Raw genomic sequence first — 15,882 nt, forward strand, 5'->3', positions numbered from 1 at the left:
GAGGCGATGCATGAAGCGTTGGGCGTGGAGCGTTGGATTGGTTCTGTTGCTTGCGCTTCATGCGCTCCCCGCGGGCGCGGCGCAGCTGCGTGCGCAATGGTCGTTCCGGCTGCTGCCGGGCAACGCGCAGCTCAAGGCGCATCCCGAGGCAGGCCAATGGCGGCCCGCGTCGGTGCCGGGGTCGGTGCATACCGACCTGCTGGCGAGCAAACTCATTCCGGACCCTTACGCCGGTGCGCCCGAAGCCGGACTGCAGTGGATCGGGCTGGCCGACTGGGAGTACCAGGCGCGTTTCGACGTGGACGCCGCCACCCTGGCCGACGCGCATGCCGAACTGGCATTTGAAGGCCTGGATACCTTTGCGGAAGTGAGCCTCAACGATCGGGCGCTGCTGCGCGCTGACAACAGCCACCGCACCTGGCGGGCGCGGGTGGATGGTCAACTGAAGGCCACCGGCAACGTATTGCGGATCGTGTTCCGTTCGCCGATCACCACGCTGCTGCCCGGCGTGCAGGCGATGCCGCACAAGATCGCCGGCAATTACCCGTCGCCGTATGGCGATGAGCCGCGCGATGCGATGGTCGGCAACTTCGTGCGCAAGCCCGGGTACCACTTCGGCTGGGACTGGGGCCCGCGTTACGTGACCGCCGGGATCTGGCGCCCGGTGCAGCTGGAGAGCTGGAACGCCCAGCGGATCACCGACGTGGCCGTGCAGACGCTGGCGCTGGATGCGCGCCGCGCGGATCTGACGGTGGCGGTGGAGATGGACAGCGCTGCGGCGCGCAACCTGCCGCTCAGTGTGTCGCTGATTGATCCGGATGGGCAGGTGGCGGCGACGGTGAGGCAGACGGCGTCGCTGCGTGCAGGCCAGCAGGTGCTGTCGGTGCCGGTGACGCTGGACCGACCGCGGCGCTGGTGGCCGGCAGGCCATGGCGAACAGGCGCGCTACACCGTGCGCGTGGTTGCCGGCGCGGGAACCGCCGATGAGGCCGAGTACCGCATGCGCACCGGGCTGCGCACGGTGGAGCTGCGCCGCGAGAACGACGCCAAGGGCGGGCAGGGCTTCGCCTTTGTCATCAACGGCGTGCCGATCTTCGCCAAGGGCGCCAACGTCATTCCGTTCGACATGTTCCCCGCGCGGGTCGATCCGGCGCGCATCCGCCGCGAACTGACCGCCGCGCGCGACGCCAACATGAACATGCTGCGCAACTGGGGCGGCGGTTATTACGAGGACCAGGTGTTCTTCGACATCGCCGACGAACTGGGCCTGCTGGTCTGGCAGGACTTCATGTTCGGCGGCGGCATGCAGCCGGGTTACGACCCGGCGTTCCGCGCCAACGTCGTGGCCGAGGCGCGCGACAACGTGCGTCGGCTGCGCGCGCATCCCAGCGTGGTGCTGTGGTGTGGCAACAACGAAGAAGAAACCGCGTGGAAGGACTGGGGCCATGGCCGCGACCTGAAGGCGGCCGATCCGGCGTTTGCCGAACGTGTCTGGCAGGGTTACGTAGACCTGTTCGGCAACGACCTGCGCAAGGTGGTGGCCGAGGAAGGGTTGGGCGTGCCGTACTGGTCAAGCTCGCCGAGCAACGACCTCGATACCGTGGCCAACGACTCCACCCGCGGCGACAAGCACTACTGGCAGGTATGGGGCAACCCGGCGCTGCCGGTGCAGGCGTACCTGCGTGAGACCCCGCGTTTCATGTCCGAGTATGGCCTGCAGGCGTGGCCGGTGCTGCGCACGCTGGAAGGCATCATTCCGGCGGAGGAGCTGCGCGTGGACAGCGACACCGTGCGCGCGCACCAGAAGTTCATGGCGGGCGAGGGCAACCAGCGCCTGCTGCAGTACGTTGAGCGCGAGTTCGGCACGCCGCGTGATTTCCCCGACTTCGTCTACCTGAGCCAGGTGATGCAGGCCGAAGGCATCGCGCTGGCCGCGCTGCACCACCGTGCCTCACGCCCGTACACGATGGGTTCGCTGTACTGGCAGCTCAATGACGTCTGGCCGGGTGCGTCCTGGTCCAGCATCGATTACGCCGGGCGCTGGAAGGCCCTGCACTTCCATGCGAAGCGGTTCTTCGCCGACCATGCGGTGGCGGCATTGCGCGATGAGGGCGTCACCCGCGTCAGCCTGCTCAATGACCTGCAGCAGCCGCTGAAAGCACAGTGGCGGTTGCGGGTGATGGATGTGGATGGCCGCCAGGTTTCGCAACAACAGCATGCGGTGACGGTGCCGGCGCTGTCGGCGCTGGACGTCGGGCGTTTCACCGACGCGCAGCTGCTGGGCAGGGCCGATCCCGCGCGTACGGTCGCGGTGGTGGAACTGCTGGAAGGTAAGCGTGTGCGGTCGCGCCAGGTGGTCTACTTCGCGGCGGCCAAGGATATGCAGCTGCCAAAGGTGCAGATCGACAGCCGCTGGATCCAGGACGGCGATGACATCGTGCTGGAGCTGCGCGCGGCGCAGCTGGCACGCGGCGTGTGGGTGGATTTCGACGGAATGGACGCCACCCTGGACGACAACGCCATCGACCTGGTGCCGGGTGAACCGGTGCGGATCAAGGTCAAGGCAGATGTCGAACTCGAAACGCTGCGCAACGCGCTGCAGATACGCTCAGTAGCCGACGCGATGGCGGTTCAGTGACCATCCGGCGTCGTGCGGGATGGGCGGCGTGATGGATTTGGGGCTGGGGATCGGTGGGGTCGGTTCCCAAACGACTGCACGTAACGATGATCGGCGCTGGGACGCATGACCTCAAACGGAGAGACGTTTTCGCCGGAGGTCATGCGTTAAAGAAGTCACGACCGCTATCGGCAGTCGTTTGGGAACCGACCCTACCGAAATCGTTCGTGCGATATTCCGATACTGATCGCGTGGCCTGGATTACAGCGTGATCTGCTGGAAATTTTCCACGCGGTCGTGGCCGTGCGTGGCTTCGCCGGTGCGCGGCAGCGGGTAATCGTCCAGGCGGTCCAGCAGGCGGGTCTGCAGGCCGGCTTCACGGGCTGCATCCAGCTCTTCCACCACGTCCGACAGGAACACGATCTGCCCGGCCGGCACGCCGATGGCCTTGACGATGTTGCGGTAGCTTTCCGCCTCGCGCTTGCCGCCAATCTCGGTATCGAACCAGCCCGACACCAGGCTGGTCAGGTCGCCGGCCTCGCTGAAACCGAAGAACAGCTTCTGCGAGGGCACTGATCCGGAGGAGTACACATACAGCGGTTTGCCCTGCGCATGCCAGCCGCGCAGCGCAGCGGCCACTTCCGGGTAGAAGTGCGCCTTGTAGTCGCCATTGCGGTAGCCGGCTTCCCAGATCATGCCCTGCAGCGCCTTCAGCGCCGTGTGCTTGCGATCCTGGTCGATCCAGCCCTGCAGGGTTTCCACGATGAGGCTGTCCTGGCAGGCACCGCCGATCTCCACCGCCACCGCATCCAGCCAGCGACGCACCTCCGGCTGCTGGCCGTGCGCGGCGACAAACGCCGGCAGCGCCTTGCGCGCATACGGAAACAGCACGTTCTTCACGAAGGAAATGCTGCTGGTGGTGCCTTCGATGTCGGTGAGGATGACAGTGGGGTGGGGCATGGATCAGGACGCCTTGGTCGGAACGTAACGAGGGAATTTCTGGGCAATGTCCGTGCCGGTGAAGTGCCCGACCCAGCCATCCGGCTCGGTGAAGAATCGGATAGCCACGAAGCTGGGCTCATCGCCCATGTCGAACCAGTGCGTGGTGCCATCCGGCACCGCGATCAGGTCGTTCTTCACGCACTCGATCTCATAGACCTTGTCGTCCACGTGCAGCGTGAACAGCCCCGAGCCGGCCACGAAGAAACGGACCTCATCTTCCTTGTGGAAGTGCTCGTCCAGGAACTTCTTCCGCAGCTCGGCGCGGTTGGGGTTGTCCGGCGCGATCGAGGCCACGTCCACGCTCTTGAAGCCGTGCTGGGCGACCAGCCGGTCGATGTCGCTGCGGTAGGCGGCGAACACCTCTTCCTGGCTGGCGCCCGGCGAAACCTCATGGGCCGCCTGCCAACGTTCAAAGGTCACCCCGATCTTCTCCAGCTCGGCGGCAATGGTCGCGCCGTCCTGGGTATCCAGCACCGGGGCATCGGGGGCGTCGTGATTGTAAATGCGCAGTCGGCTCATGGCGGCAGCTTGAACGGCGAGGGGGGACCTCAAAGAGTATCAGCGGCCGGCCCTGAATGGGGGCGCGACCTGATGACGCTGGAGCATGTGGCTCAGGGCCCGCGCAGCTTGCGCAGCTCCAGCTCGCAATGCAGCAGGAACTCGAACGCCTCCATGTGCCGACGCGCCTCGGCCATGTCCCGGCCCCACGCGTACAGGCCATGCCCGTCGATCAGATAGCCCCACATGCAGCCTTCGTCGAGCTTCTGCTCCACCTTGGCGGCCAGCTCGTCCATGTCCTGGGTGTTGGCGAACACCGGCACGTCCACGGCGGTTTCATGGGTGCTATTGCCGTGGAAGGCCTTCAGCAGCTCATACCCTTCCAGCCGGATATGCCCATTGGCCGCATACAGCCGCGAGGCGGTGGTCTGCACAAGAGAATGGGTATGCAGCACGCAGCCAATCTCCGGGAACCGGCGATACAGCTGCGTATGCAGCAGCGTCTCGGCCGACGGACGCAGCGGCCGGCCGACGGCCTTGCCGTCGAAGTCCACCACCATGATGTCGTCCTCGATCAGGCGGCCCTTGTCCTTGCCGGACACCGTGATCGCCGCATGCCGGTCATCCAGCCGGTGCGAGAAATTGCTGCTGGTCGCCGGCGTCCACCCGGCCTGGGCCAGTTCGCGGATGTTGTCGATCAGCACCTGGGCCAGTTCGCTCAGACGAGCCGTGTCGTAAGGGGTGTCGTTCATGGCGGGCATTTTAACGGCGCAGCGCGTTAAAAGCAGGTTCCGAGAGCAGGCCCGGGCATCAAAAAGGCCGCCGGACCCCGATTTTGCCTTTGGCGCCGTCACCCGTAGCGTGTAGAAGGGTGGGGCGGTGGGGGTTTGCGGGGGTGTGAGCGGCATGGATGCCGCGACCAAGCCCCCATGGATGGGTTTACGGCGTCCCCCGCAAACCCCCACCGCCCCGCCAAACCGACGGTAAAGGCAGAGCCAACGCTCTGGCTCTGGCCTTTGCAGTCAGCTCGGGCGTTCAGCCGCGCAGGCGGCTGTGCTTGTAGCTGTAACCGAAGTAGATGGCGAACCCGATCACGGTCCAGATCCCCATCAGCATCCAGTTGTGCATCGTCATCGCCGACAGGAGCGCCAGGCAGCTCAGCACGCCCAGGCTGCAGATCAGCCAGGCCGCCGGAATGCGGAACGGGCGCGGCAGGTCCGGCTGCGTGCGGCGCAGGATCAGCACGCCCGCGCAGACCGCCGCGAACGCGATCAGCGTCCCCATCGACGTCAGCTCGCCCAGCACGTCCAGCGGGAACAGCGCCGCCAGCAGCGCAATGCCGATGCCCGTGATCACCGTATTGATGTGCGGCGTGCGGTACTTCGGGTGGATCGTCGTGAACACCTTCGGCAGCAGACCGTCGTTGGCCATGATCATGAAGATGCGCGGCTGCGCGATCACCATCACCAGCACCACCGACGACAGCCCGATCAACGCACCGATCTCCACTACCACCCGCAACCAGCCCAGCGTCGGGTGCGCCGCCACCGCCGTCACCACCGGCTCGTCCGTGCCCAGCATCGTGTACGGCACCAGCCCGGTCATCACCGCCGCCATCGCGATGTACAGGATCGTGCAGATCACCAGCGACAGCAGCATGCCGATCGGCATGTCGCGCTGCGGCCGGTGCGATTCCTGCGCCGCCACCGACACCGCCTCGAAGCCGATGTAGGCGAAGAACACCATCGCCGCACCGCGCAGCACGCCCTCGAAGCCGAACTTGCCCGGTCCCTCATTGGCCGGAATGAACGGCGTCCAGTTGGCCGGGTCCACGTACTTCCAGCCGACCACGATCACCAGAATGATCAGGCCGGTCTTCAGCACCACCATCGCCATGTTCATCGCCGACGACTTGCTGATGCCCACATAACACAGCCACGTCAGCAGCAGCACCAGGATCGCCGCCGGCAGGTTTGCGATCGCCCCCGTGGGGCGCAACTGCCCATCCAGCGGCGCACTGACCAGCGCCGATGGCAGGTAGATGTCGAAATGACTCAGCAGGCTCAGGAAGTAACCGGTCCAGCTGACCGCCACCGCCGACGCCGACACCCCGTATTCCAGCACCAGCATCCAGCCGATGAACCACGCCGCCAGCTCGCCGAAGGTTGCATAGGTATAGGTATAGGCGCTGCCGGAGACCGGCACCATCGACGCGAACTCCGCATACGCCATCGCGCAGAACGCACAGCAGATCGCCGCCAGCACGAAGCTCAGCATGATCGCCGGGCCCGCATGGTTGGCCGCCGCCTGCCCGGTGATGACGAAAATGCCGCCGCCGATCACCGCGCCGATGCCCAGCGCGGTCAGGCCCCAAGGACCCAGCGTGCGCTTCAGGCTCAGCCCGTTCGCATCTTCATGGGCGGCGTGCGGGTGCTTGGTGGCCCACAGTTGCTTCAGCATGGGATCACGACACCTTGTTGAGCTTGCTGTGGCGGATGCCGTAGCCGAAATAGATCACCAGGCCCAGCACCGTCCAGCCTACGAACAGGTGCCAATGCACCACGAACGCCTGCCAGAACAGGAACAGGCACGACAGCGCGCCCACCGGGCAGATCACCCACACCAGCGGCACCCGGAACGGCCGGGTCAGTTCCGGGCGCGTGTAGCGCAGCACCAGCACGCCGATGCAGACCGTGGCGAAGGCCAGCAGGGTCCCCATCGAGACCAGCTCGCCCAGCACGTTCAGTGGCATCAGGCCCGCCAGCGCAGCGGCCAGCACGCCCACCACGATCGTGGCCCAGTACGGGGTACGGAAGCGCGGGTGGACCTTGCCGAACAGCTTCGGAATCAGGCCATCGCGCGAGATCGTGTAGGCGATGCGGGTCTGGCCCATCATCATCACCAGCACCACCGAGGACAGGCCGGCGATGGCGCCGATCTCCACGGCCGTCTTCAGCCAGGACAGGCTGGCATACGGCTCCAGCGCGGTAGCCACCGGCTTGTCGGTGCCCAGCAGGTGGTACGGCATCATGCCGGTCAGCACCGCGCACACGATGATGTAGACGATGGTGCAGACCGCCAGCGAGCCGAGCAGGCCGATCGGCATGTTGCGCTGTGGGTCCTTGGTTTCACCCGCCGCGGTGGAAACCGCATCGAAGCCGATGTAGGCGAAGAACACGATGGTGGCCGCACGGAACACGCCGCTCCAGCCGAACTCGCCCGGCACGCCGGTGTTTTCCGGAATGAACGGGGTCCAGTTGGCCATGTCGATGTGCTGCGCGCCAAAGCCGATGAACAGGCAGATCACCGTGACCTTGATCGCCACGATGATCGCGTTGACGAACGCCGACTGGGTCACGCCCACGTACAGCAGGCCCGACACCGCCGCCACGATCAGCACCGCCGGCAGGTTGAACAGCTTGCCGGAGGAGATGAACTCCTGCCCGGTCCAGCTGATCGGCGCCGCGCTGAGCGCGTCCGGGAACGGCATGTGCAGCGTGGTGGTGATGAAGCTGATGAGGTACGCCGACCAGCCCACCGCCACCGAGGCCGAAGCGAAGAGGTATTCCAGCACCAGGCACCAGCCGATGAACCAGGCCATGCCTTCGCCCAGGGTGGCGTAGGAGTAGGAGTAAGCGCTGCCCGAGACCGGCATCATCGCCGCGAACTCGGCGTAGCACAGGCCCGCCAGGGCGCAGGCGAAGCCGGCGATCACGAACGACAGCATCACCGCCGGGCCGGCGTGATTGGCGGCCGCCTGGCCGGTCAGCACGAAGATACCCGCGCCGATCACGGCGCCAATACCCAGCATGATGAGATGTTTCGCCGTGAGGGTCCTTTTCAGCGAGGCTTCGCCGTCCAGGCTGCCTTCAATCGGTTCGCCGGCATCGACGTGCCCGGCCGGCTCGACCGGTTTGACCCTCAACAGAGACTTCAGCATGCAGTGCTTCCCAGGTGGACGTTGGTGCGGGGCGGGCCCCGCGAAATCGAAAGGCAAGTGCGCGATACGTTGCCGCGCCCTTGAGTGGTGACCGGCCGCCCCAAAGGAACGGCCCGCTGTACCTTAGCCAAAGCTGAAGCCTGCGCACAAGCGCAAATGCAGCATGCCGGGCGATAATCTGCCAAATCCGTTCGATTGCCCGGTTGCCATGTCGTCAAACCCTGAATCCGTTGTAGCACTTGACGCCGCCCTGCGCGGCCAACTGGCCGATTACGCCCGCCGGCACCCCGAACACGCCGCCTTGGCTGACGAATTCAGCACATTGCTGGACGACCCGGAAAACCCCTTCCTGCGCGACCGGCTGGCCGGCCATTTCACCGGCAGCGCGTGGCTGGTCAGCGCCGATGGAGCGCGGGTGTTGCTGACCCACCACCGGAAGTTGAACCGCTGGCTGCAGCTGGGCGGGCACGCCGATGGCGTCCGCGACCTGGCCAGGGTGGCGCTGACCGAGGCCGAGGAGGAATCCGGGCTGACCGGGCTGGTGCTGGAGGATGGCGAGCTGTTCGACATCGATAAGCACTGGATTCCGGAACGGCATGACGTGCCCGGCCACTGGCACTACGACGCGCGCTACGTGGTGCGGGCGGTGGGAAGCGAGGCCTTCGCGATCAGCGAGGAATCGCTGGCGCTGGCGTGGCGTGACGTCGCCGACGTGGCCAATGCCGCAATCGAGACGCCGGACGGGGACGATTCGTTGCCGCGAATGGCCAAGCGCTGGCTCGCACGGTGACCCGGTAGGGTCGCATCCCGATCGACCGCCGACCGTGGTGCAACGTTCGGTTGTGGCATGACCGTTGGCGGAAACAACGCGTTTCGTTCGGAGGTGATGCCTACGTCGCGCCGATCACCGTTATCGGCGGTCGATAGGGATGCGACCCTACCAATGCGTCATCGCACGAACCGTCGTTCCGTCCCGTTCGCGTCATCGCACGAATCATCGTTGCGCCGCCTTTGGGTAATCGCACGAAATCCATCGGCACGCATCGGTAGGGGCGCATCCCGATCGACCGCCGACCGTGGTGCAACGTTCGGTTGTGGCATGGCCGTTGGCGTAAACAACGCGTTTCGTTCGGAGGTGATGCCTTCGTCGCGCCGATCACCGTTATCGGCGGTCGATAGGGATGCGACCCTACCGATGAGTCGCCGAACGTGATCGACCAGGACGCAATGCACCGGTAGGGTCGCATCCCGATCGACCACCGGCCGTGTTTCCACGTTCGGTAGGGCATGACCATTTGGCGAAGAAGCGCGTTTCCCCCGGAGGTCATGCCGCCATCGCGCCGATCACCGTTATCGGCAGTCGATTGGGATGCGACCCTACCGCGGAGCGAAACGTGCGCGTTGATGCGCACGTCCGCGGCCGGCAGTGCGATCAATACAGAACGCGCGTCCGCAGCGTGCCGGAAATCGCGGCCAGCTCTTCGCGCACGGCTGCGGCCTGCGCTTCGCTGGCGGTGATGTCGATCACCACGTAGCCGACCTTCGGGTCGGTGCGCAGGAACTGGCCGTCGATGTTGACGTTGTGGCGCGAGAAGATCTCGTTGACCTTCGACAGCACGCCCGGCACGTTCTGGTGGATGTGCAGCAGGCGCAGGCTGTCTTCATGCTCGGGCAGGGTCACTTCGGGGAAGTTGACCGCCGACAGGGTGCTGCCGTTGTCGCTGTAACGCACCAGCTTGGCCGCCACTTCCACGCCGATGTTGTCCTGCGCTTCCAGGGTGCTGCCGCCCACGTGCGGGGTGAGGATGACGTTGTCGTGCGCGGTCAGCGGCGACACGAATGCATCGCCGTTGCCTTTGGGCTCCACCGGGAACACGTCCAGCGCCGCGCCACCGATGTGGCCCGAGCGCAGCGCCGCATCCAGCGCATCGATGTCGACCACGGTGCCGCGTGCGGCATTGATCAGGTGCGCGCCCGGGCGCATGCGGGCCAGCTGCGGCGCGCCGATCAGCCACTGGGTGGCCGGCGTTTCGGGCACGTGCACGGTGACGATATCGGCGCGGGCGAGCAGGTCGTCCAGGTCGATGGCAGCGCGGGCGTTGCCCAGCGACAGCTTGGTTTCGATGTCGTGGAAGATCACCTGCATGCCCATGGCTTCGGCCATCACGCCGACCTGGGTGCCGATATGGCCATAGCCGATGATGCCCAGGGTCTTGCCGCGCACTTCATGGCTGCCGGCGGCCGATTTGGACCAGCCGCCACGATGGCATTCGGCGTTCTTCTGCGGAATGCCACGGGTGAGCATGATCGCTTCGGCGATCACCAGTTCGGCCACGCTGCGGGTGTTGGAATAGGGGGCATTGAACACCGGAATGCCGGCCAGCTCGGCCGCTTCCAGGTCCACCTGGTTGGTGCCGATGCAGAAGCAGCCCACCGCCATCAGGCGCTTGGCATGGGCCAGCACGTCGGCGCTGAGCTGGGTGCGCGAGCGGATGCCGACGATGTGCGCTTCGGCGATGCGCGCCTTCAGTTCGTCTTCGGGCAGGGCCTTGCTGTGCAGTTCGATCTGCGAATAGCCGGCCGCACTGAACACGTCGATGGCCGTCTGGCTCACCCCCTCCAGCAACAGCACGCGGATATCCTGCTTCGGGAATGAGGTCTTCTTCGGCGACATGGGCAAGCGGCAGCATGTTGGGCGGGAGCTGCCCACTATGCCAGATCGGGGCGGGGATGGTGCGGTGCGCCATGGGGCGGTTTGACGGTTTCAGATGCGACCAATTGTTGGCGAGGTCGCACGACTAACAGTCGTGCGCTACCCTTTGGGATTGCCTTGGCCCCTCTGTTCATATGACTGATCCGCGCCTTGATTTGCTGTTGCAGGACTGCCCCGGGCTGCGGCTCACCACCGAGCCGGCCGAGCTGGAGCACTACGGACGCGATTGGACCCGGCGCTGGACGCCGGCGCCGCTGGCCATTGCGCTGCCGGGCAACGTGGACGAGGTGCAGGCCATCCTGCGCTGGGCCAGTGCCCAGGGCGCGGCGGTGGTGCCCTCCGGGGGCCGCACCGGCCTGAGCGGCGGCGCGGTCGCGGCCAACGGCGAGCTGGTGCTCAGCCTGGAGAGGATGAACAAGCCGCTGGCTTTCGATGCCGTGGACCGCACGCTGACCGTGCAGGCCGGCATGGCGCTGGAAGCCGTCCACAACGCAGCGCTCGAACACGGCCTGATCTATCCGGTCGACTTCGCCGCACGCGGCTCGTGCTCGATCGGCGGCAATATCGCCACCAATGCCGGTGGCATCCGGGTGATCCGCTACGGCAACACCCGCGAGTGGATTGCCGGCCTGAAGGTGGTCACGGCCAACGGTGAGCTGCTCGAGCTGAACAAGGGGCTGATCAAGAATTCCAGCGGCTACGATTTCCGCCAGCTGCTGATCGCCTCCGAGGGCACGCTGGGCGTGATCGTGGAAGCCACGCTCAAGCTCACCGATCCGCCGCCGGCCAGCAACGTGATGCTGCTGGCGCTGCCGTCGTTCGAGGTGCTGATGCAGGTGTTTGCCGCGTTCCGCGAGCGCATGCAGCTGCAGGCCTTCGAATTCTTCACCGACCGGGCGCTGGAACACGTGCTGGCGCATGGCGCGCAGGCGCCGTTCGCCGAGGTGCATCCGTTCTACGTGGTGACCGAGTTCGCCGCTGGCGATGAGGTGCAGGAGGCTGCGGCGATGGCCGCGTTCGAGGCCTGCATGGAGCAGGGCTGGGTCAGCGACGGCGTGGTCAGCCAGAGCGATGCGCAGGCCGCCCAGCTGTGGCGCCTGCGCGAAGGGATCACCGAGGCGGTGGCGCGCTACAAGCCGTACAAGAACGATGTGTCGGTGCGGATTTCGGCCATGCCGGCGTTCATGGCGCGCACCCAGGCGCTGATCGGGCAGGCGTACCCGCACTTCGACGTGGTCTGGTTCGGCCATATCGGCGACGGCAACCTGCACATCAACGTGCTCAAGCCCGATGCCACCGACGATGCGCAGTTCCTGCAGCAGTGCGAGCACGTGACCATGCTCCTGGCGCAGGTGCTGAAGGACTTCGATGGCAGCATTTCGGCCGAACATGGCATCGGCCTGGTCAAGAAGGGCTACCTGGACAGCACCCGCGGCGAGGCGGAAATCGCGCTGATGAAGGCGGTCAAACGTGCGTTTGATCCCCAAGGGTTGCTGAATCCGGGCAAGGTATTCGACCTGTAGCAGGCGACAGAATTTCACGCAGCCGATACGCTTTGCCTCTTCCTGTCCTCAACGAACCCAAGATGAAGCGATCGATCCTGCTGTTTGCCGTGCTCGCCCTGCCGCTTTCGGCATTCGCCTCCAGCTTCGCCGGCTCCTCGGCGGGTTCGGCGTCCGGTGCCTCCTCGGCCGGTTCGTCCAGCTCGGACGATGACAAGGTGGTGGTGGACGCCCGCGAAGACGCAGCTGCGTTCGTGGCCACCGACGGCGCCATCCGTGGCGCCCGCCTGGAAGCGGCGCTCCTGCACCTGCGCGAAACCGGTGCCGCCCAGCGCGACGCCAGCGACATGCAGCTGGCCCAGGCCCTGCTGGCCCGCTGATGCAACTGCGCCGCAGGGCCCTGCGCCGATGCGCGGCGGTCCTGGCGGCGTTGCTGGCCGCCCCGGCCGCCCCGGCCGCCCATGCCGCCCTGCAGCTTCAGCTGCAGGCGGACGGACTTGATCCCGGCCAGCGGGCGAAGGCCGAGCAGGTGCTGCAGCAGGCACCCGCGCTGCTGCCTGCGTCATGGCAGGCGCGCTTCGTCGCCCCGGTGACCCTGTCCTGGTCGGACCAGCTTCCCGACACGGTGCATGGCCGCACCCGCAGGAATGCGATCACCCTGCGGCGCAGCCTGCTGGACGGGGTGAAGCCAGGCCAAGCACTGCCACGCGCGGTGCAGGCGGCGCTGATCCATGAATTGACCCACGTGCTGGACCGCGCCGCTGGGGGCGGATGGTCGTACAGCAGCCGCTGGCGTGACCTGGCCGGCTGGCAGCAGCACCCGTGGCGATGGGGACGCGGTGGCAACGCGTTCACCGAACGCAGTCCCGACCCGTACGAGCGCCACAGCCCGGCCGAATACCTGGCGGTGAATGCCGAGCATTACCTGCTCGATGCCGATTTCGCGTGTCGCCGCCCGGCGCTGGCGGCGTGGTTTGCAGATCACATTGGCCCAGGGCCGCAGGCCGCGTGCGACCCGCGCGTGGCGCTGGTGCAGGCGGGCGATGTCACCGGCGAAGCCTCGTTGCTGGAGCTGGATCCGCAGCGGGTATATGCGGTGGACTACCTGCTGGCCGAGGGCAACGACCAGCTGATGAGCCGCTGGGGTCACAGCATGCTGCGGCTGGTGATCTGCGCGCCGGGGCGTCCGCGCGGCCCGGCGTGCCGGCTGGATCTGGCCCATCACCGGGTGCTGTCGTTCCGCGCGTTCGTCGGCGATGTGCAGATTTCCAGCTGGCGCGGGCTGACCGGCGCGTATCCGTCCCGGCTGTTCGTGCTGCCGCTCAACCAGGTAATCAACGAGTACACCCAGCTGGAGCTGCGCGGGCTGAAGTCGGTACCGCTGGCGCTTGATGAAAGCGACATCGCGGGTCTGCTGGAACGCGTAGGCCAGGTGCACTGGAGCTATGCTGGGCGGTATCGCTTTGTCAGCAACAACTGCGCGGTGGAAACCGGCAAGCTGCTGCAGGAAGGCGTGCCACGCTGGGCCGATCCCGGCCTTAACCGGCTCAGCCCCGGTGGCCTGCTGCGTCGACTCGAGCGCCAAGGCCGTGCCGATGGCGCGGTGCTGGACGACCGCCGCGAGGCGATGCGGTTGGGTTACTACTTCCCCTCGGCGCAGGCGCATTACCAGCAGTTGTTTGACGTAGCGCGCGCGGAACTGGCATTGCCGACCCCGCAGGTGGCCGCGTGGTTGGCGTTGCCGGCGGCGCAGCGCGCTCAGTGGGCGGAGCGGGGCGGTCTGCGCGCGACGTCAGCGCTGTTGTTGCTGGAGCAGGCGGCGCGGTACCGCGAAGAACTGCGTGCGCGCGATGGGTTGAAGCGGGCCCTGGGTGGTCCGGATGCGGGGGGTGATGCAGCGCACGCCGCATTGCTGGCGCTGCTGGAAGATGCAGGGCAGCTGGTGAATCCGGCCGGGTTGGTGGGCGGTGACGGCTACGGCTTGCCAACCACGAATGAGCGTGTCGTCGCGGCCGAAGCTGCAAAAAAGATCAGTGCACGCGGCGTGCCGGCATGGACGGCGTTGCAGGCGCAGATGCGCGCGCGATTGCCTGCGGCGCAGCAGCAGGAACTGGCCACGATCGACGACACGCTGGCCCGGCTGGGAAGCCGTATGCGCCAACTGGCACGCGAACAGGCGTAAAGCGGCCGCGTTTCACCCTCGCTCACACCCGCAGAGCTACGATCCTTGGTTGAACCAGAACATCGGCAAGGAGTCGAACATGCGCGCATCTCCCCTTATTCTCAGCCTGGCCATCGCCACCGGCCTGGCCGCGTGTCAGCCCGCGCAGCAGGCCGACAGCGCGGCACCCGATCCCGTCGCGGCCGGCAAGGAAACCCCGCCGCCGGCGGCCGCACCGAGTTCCGACGAACGCGTGTACGCCTTCCAGTGCGACGATCTGCCGGTGCAGGCGACCTATCGCGGCCAGGATTCGGCCACGGTGGTCGTCGGCGGGCGTACGTTCGTGATGGCCTCGGACACTGCCGCCTCCGGCGCGAAGTTCAGCGACGGGCAGGGCAACGTGTTCTGGACCAAGGGCACCACCGAAGGCACGCTGACCCTCAAGGGCGAGCCGGACCGCAGCTGCACCGGATCGGGCAAGGAAGGCGAGATCGCTGCCGCCGCCGCGAGCGCAGCAGCGCCGCCTGAGTTCCGTGCCACCGGCAACGAGCCGGGCTGGCTGGCCCAGGTGAGCGCAGGCGAAAAACCGGTGCTGCGCGTGGAGACCGGTTACGGCGAGCAGAAGTTTGAAGTTGTCGCGCCGACCCAGGGCAAGGATGGCTGGTCGGGCAAGGCCGCCGATGGCACCGACATCAAGGTCAGCTTCCAGCGCACGGTCTGCCATGACGACATGAGCGGGCAGGCCTTCGGCGCTACCGTGATGCTCACGGTGGGCGCACGCCAGTACCACGGCTGTGGCGATTTCGCAGGGGCGCCGGCCTTGGCCGAGCGCCCCTGATTCAGCGCGCTACCTCAGTCCGCGCGGCCGGCGAATTCACCGGTCGCGGTATTGACCAGCACGCGCTCGCCGTTGGAGATGTACTCCGGCACCATGATTTCAATGCCGGTGTTGAGCTTGGCCGGCTTCGGGCGCTTGGTGGCGGTGCCGCCCTTCAGTTCCGGCGGGGTCTCCACCACTTCCAGTACCACGCTGCTCGGCAGCTGCACGGCCACCGGCTGGTCATCGATGACCTGCACGTAGATGCCGGTCAGGCCATCGGTGATGTACCCGGCGTCATCGCCGATGACATCGGCATCGAGGGTGTACGGGGTGTAATCCTCATCGTCCATGAACACGAACGCATCGCCGTCCTTGTACGAATAGGTGGACTGGCGGCGCAGCAGTTCGACTTCCGGCAGGTTGTCGTCGGCGTCGAAGCTGGCGTCCAGCTTGTTGCCACCCGGCACGCTGTACATGATGAAACGGAAGCGGACGTTGCCGCCGCGACCCTGCGGGGAGCTGCGCTCGATGTCGCGGATCTGGTACACGCCGTTGTTGTATTCGACGACGTTGCCTTTCTTGATGTCGTTGGCTTTCATGTAATGAAGGTCGGTTCGTGGGAGGTAGTG

Annotated in this window: 13 protein-coding genes; 6 read left to right on the forward strand and 7 right to left on the reverse strand. The window is 66.4% G+C overall.

Annotation, left to right across the window (positions count from 1 at the left end):
• Positions 1-10: 10 nt before the first annotated feature.
• Complete coding sequence (locus BAY15_RS09070) at positions 11-2,638, forward strand: beta-mannosidase (RefSeq protein ID WP_068851464.1); 2,628 nt, start codon at positions 11-13, stop codon at positions 2,636-2,638.
• 240 nt (positions 2,639-2,878) lie between these two features.
• Here the strand turns inward: BAY15_RS09070 and mtnC are convergent, their stop codons facing one another.
• The 5 genes from mtnC to BAY15_RS09095 all read right to left on the reverse strand — a co-directional run bounded on the left by mtnC (position 2,879) and on the right by BAY15_RS09095 (position 8,057).
• A complete protein-coding gene (mtnC, locus tag BAY15_RS09075; protein WP_068851467.1) occupies positions 2,879-3,577 on the reverse strand; it encodes an acireductone synthase in 699 nt (232 codons plus the stop codon).
• Positions 3,578-3,580: 3 nt separating this feature from the next.
• Entirely contained in the window at positions 3,581-4,138 is a 558-nt protein-coding gene (locus tag BAY15_RS09080) for a 1,2-dihydroxy-3-keto-5-methylthiopentene dioxygenase (protein WP_068851470.1), read from the reverse strand.
• Between the two features lie 92 nt (positions 4,139-4,230).
• Positions 4,231-4,869 carry a methylthioribulose 1-phosphate dehydratase gene (locus BAY15_RS09085; RefSeq protein ID WP_068851473.1) on the reverse strand — a complete coding sequence of 213 codons (639 nt, stop codon included), beginning with the start codon at positions 4,867-4,869 and terminating at the stop codon, positions 4,231-4,233.
• Positions 4,870-5,152: 283 nt separating this feature from the next.
• On the reverse strand, positions 5,153-6,577 hold the full coding sequence (locus BAY15_RS09090) for an amino acid permease (protein WP_068851476.1): 1,425 nt from the start codon (positions 6,575-6,577) through the stop codon (positions 5,153-5,155).
• 4 nt (positions 6,578-6,581) lie between these two features.
• Positions 6,582-8,057 (reverse strand): amino acid permease, encoded by a 1,476-nt coding sequence (locus BAY15_RS09095; protein WP_068851479.1) that lies wholly within the window; start codon positions 8,055-8,057, stop codon positions 6,582-6,584.
• Positions 8,058-8,265: 208 nt separating this feature from the next.
• On the opposite strand from BAY15_RS09095, the gene BAY15_RS09100 reads away from it, so the two are divergent.
• Positions 8,266-8,847, forward strand: coding sequence for an NUDIX hydrolase (locus BAY15_RS09100; RefSeq protein WP_068851482.1), 582 nt, complete (start codon positions 8,266-8,268; stop codon positions 8,845-8,847).
• A 642-nt stretch (positions 8,848-9,489) separates the two neighbouring features.
• Here BAY15_RS09100 and serA read toward each other — a convergent pair.
• A complete protein-coding gene (gene serA / locus BAY15_RS09105; protein WP_068851486.1) occupies positions 9,490-10,731 on the reverse strand; it encodes a phosphoglycerate dehydrogenase in 1,242 nt (413 codons plus the stop codon).
• A gap of 173 nt (positions 10,732-10,904) precedes the next feature.
• Here serA and BAY15_RS09110 point away from each other — a divergent pair, with 173 nt between their 5' ends.
• The 4 genes from BAY15_RS09110 to BAY15_RS09125 all read left to right on the forward strand — a co-directional run bounded on the left by BAY15_RS09110 (position 10,905) and on the right by BAY15_RS09125 (position 15,271).
• Positions 10,905-12,293, forward strand: coding sequence for an FAD-binding oxidoreductase (locus BAY15_RS09110; protein WP_068851488.1), 1,389 nt, complete (start codon positions 10,905-10,907; stop codon positions 12,291-12,293).
• Between the two features lie 62 nt (positions 12,294-12,355).
• Positions 12,356-12,652: a DUF2388 domain-containing protein gene (locus BAY15_RS09115; protein ID WP_068851491.1), complete on the forward strand. Its 297-nt coding sequence runs from the start codon at positions 12,356-12,358 to the stop codon at positions 12,650-12,652.
• Positions 12,652-14,454, forward strand: a complete 1,803-nt coding sequence (locus BAY15_RS09120; protein WP_068851494.1) for a DUF4105 domain-containing protein — start codon at positions 12,652-12,654, stop codon at positions 14,452-14,454. Before BAY15_RS09115 ends, BAY15_RS09120 begins: the two co-directional genes overlap by 1 nt.
• A 79-nt stretch (positions 14,455-14,533) precedes the next feature.
• Positions 14,534-15,271, forward strand: coding sequence for an MliC family protein (locus BAY15_RS09125; RefSeq protein WP_068854637.1), 738 nt, complete (start codon positions 14,534-14,536; stop codon positions 15,269-15,271).
• 14 nt (positions 15,272-15,285) lie between these two features.
• Here the strand turns inward: BAY15_RS09125 and yeiP are convergent, their stop codons facing one another.
• A complete protein-coding gene (gene yeiP, locus BAY15_RS09130; protein ID WP_068851495.1) occupies positions 15,286-15,852 on the reverse strand; it encodes an elongation factor P-like protein YeiP in 567 nt (188 codons plus the stop codon).
• Positions 15,853-15,882 lie beyond the last annotated feature (30 nt).

This window comes from Stenotrophomonas rhizophila, assembly GCF_001704155.1.
Classification (GTDB): domain Bacteria; phylum Pseudomonadota; class Gammaproteobacteria; order Xanthomonadales; family Xanthomonadaceae; genus Stenotrophomonas; species Stenotrophomonas rhizophila_A.